Consider the following 2,377-nt stretch of genomic DNA (forward strand, 5'->3'; position numbering starts at 1 on the left):
ATCAGATACAGCAATAGGCGATAAATTAAAAGAAGCTGGATTTAATGCAGTTGCAATATCAGTTAATAAATGGGAATGCAAGCGTTTTCTTAAAAATAAATTTTAGTTTAAAATATCAAATTAGAATATAAAAAAACTCCAGGCATTTTGCCTGGAGTTTATCTAATTGAATCAATAACTACAATTTGATTATGCAGCTAAATCATCACGATTATCTTTATTGTTTGATTTTTGTACAGCGTTGTATACAGGTAAACCTATTAATGTTATAACAACACCACCAAGTGATATCATTGTATTTGTTAAACCAGATAATAATAATTGGCTCACAACAACGAATAATCCACCAGCTATAGCCACCATTGGTATGAATGGATATAGAGGCACTTTGTAAGGTCTCTCTAAGTTAGGTTGATCTTTTCTTAATTTGAACACACCTATGAATGTTAATACGTAGAATGACCATACAGCAAACATTGATAAGTCTGTTAATAAGTTGAATTGTCCTGTTAAAGCATATAATACAGATACTACACCCATTGTTAAAGTAGCGTTAGCAGGAACACCATTTTTGTTTATTTTTCCGAAGAAATCACTACATGGTAAAGATTTTTGTGCACCTAAAGTGAATAATATTCTTGGTCCAGTTAATAAGTATCCGTTTAAAGCACCGAATACAGATATTAATATACCAACAGTTATGAATTTACCACCAAATGGTCCAAATATAGCTTCTGCAACTGCTGATGCAGGAGAAGAATATTGAGCTAATTCGTTAGCAGGTAATACCCATAAGTAAGCAACGTTTATTAATAAATAAACAGCCATAACTAAAGATAAACCACCTACGATTGCTTTAGGTAAGTCTTTTCCTGGGTTTTTCATTTCACCAGCTATAGCACCAACGTTTATCCAACCATCATAAGCGAATAATATAGCAACTAATAAAGAACCGATAACACCACCAGTTGAAACACCTTCTCCAACCATTGGAGTTAATATAGCGTTATCCCCGCTTCCTTTAATAAATCCGAAAACTATTATTAAAGCAAGAGGTATTAATTTACCTATTGTTGCAAATGTTTGTATAAACCCACCAGTTTTAGAACCTAAAGAGTTTAAAACAGATATAAATAATATAACACCTATAGTTATAGGTAATACTAATGCATTATTTCCTATTAATCCTGCACTTTGTTGTCCAAACATAACAGCTAAAGCAGCTATAGTTGCAGGGAAGAATAAAACCGCTTGCATCCATCCTGTTAAGAATCCTAATTTTTTACTGTATATTTCTTCGATGTAAACCATCATACCACCAGTTTTTGGTATAGCCGCAGATATTTCAGCAGCAGTAAGACCAGCAGCTATTGTCATAACACCTGCTATAACCCAAGCTATCATACCTAATCCAGGTGCTCCACCAGTTAAAGTGTATACAGCTTGTGGTTTGAAGAATACACCACCACCGATTACCATACCAACAACAGTTGATAAAGCAGCAGCGAATCCTAAGTTCTTTTGTAACTTATTGTTTTCCATTTGTATAAATCCTTTCTTGTGTAAATATAAAATTTTAAATTTAAAAAGTCATCATTAATATAATATTACTTTTTTATAAAAAAAACACCACACAAAAAAAGGAAATTTTTGATGGAATTAGAATTAAATAAAAATAATCATTTTGCATAATAATGAAAAAGATAGGAATGAACCTATATACAGCCATGCTTTGGACGTTATAGGGGAAAACGTAAGCAAATGTATAAATAAATAAATTTTTATATTTGCAAAACCTTTCCAGTGTTTTGGCATAGTATCACACAATAAATGGCAAACAAAACACATCCCAATTATAAATAATAATGGACGTAGTATATTATTTAAAGGTGTTAATTCAAACATTATACATAGTTTTGAGGATATAAACACATAAATCAAAAATACAGGATTAAAAACTGAATGTGTAATAAAATTTCTATGACCCTTTGAACCACCAAATAAAAATGGAAATTGTTTCTCAAGAATATCTGCATTTCTATATATATAATCTAATAATTTTCTTAAAGATGGAATCCAACTTATAAATAATAAGAAGAAATCTATTAAATTTATTATAGCTGCAAATATATAATTTATAATAATTTCAATACTTTTAACTTTAAGTGTATTTGAATTTGGATTGCCATTAAACATATTTAATGAAGATGGCAAAAAAGATAATGTAAGTATATTTTTCTTTATTGGTTTAATGAAAAATATACTAGCTAATAAAAATATAGCGATAATATAAAAATTAATACTACCACCTCCTAAAATGAATTTATAAATTTTATTCTATAAATATATGACTTATTTTGTCAATATAAGCAGATAA

At 29.3% G+C, this 2,377-nt stretch carries 1 protein-coding gene; it reads right to left on the reverse strand.

Features of this window, described 5'->3' with window-relative positions; all coding sequences use genetic code 11:
- Window positions 1-189: 189 nt before the first annotated feature.
- A complete protein-coding gene (locus tag I4U58_RS13545; RefSeq protein WP_195931862.1) occupies window positions 190-1,542 on the reverse strand; it encodes an amino acid permease in 1,353 nt (450 codons plus the stop codon).
- Window positions 1,543-2,377 lie beyond the last annotated feature (835 nt).

Source organism: Clostridium sp. 1001270J_160509_D11, from assembly GCF_015667935.1.
In the GTDB taxonomy this organism is placed as follows: Bacteria; Bacillota; Clostridia; order Peptostreptococcales; family Peptostreptococcaceae; genus Intestinibacter.

What these genes read in the sequence shown, in the direction of transcription:
- I4U58_RS13545 (WP_195931862.1), bottom strand. Translation starts at nt 1,542, where the DNA reads ATGGAAAACAATAAGTTACAAAAGAACTTAGGATTCGCTGCTGCTTTA.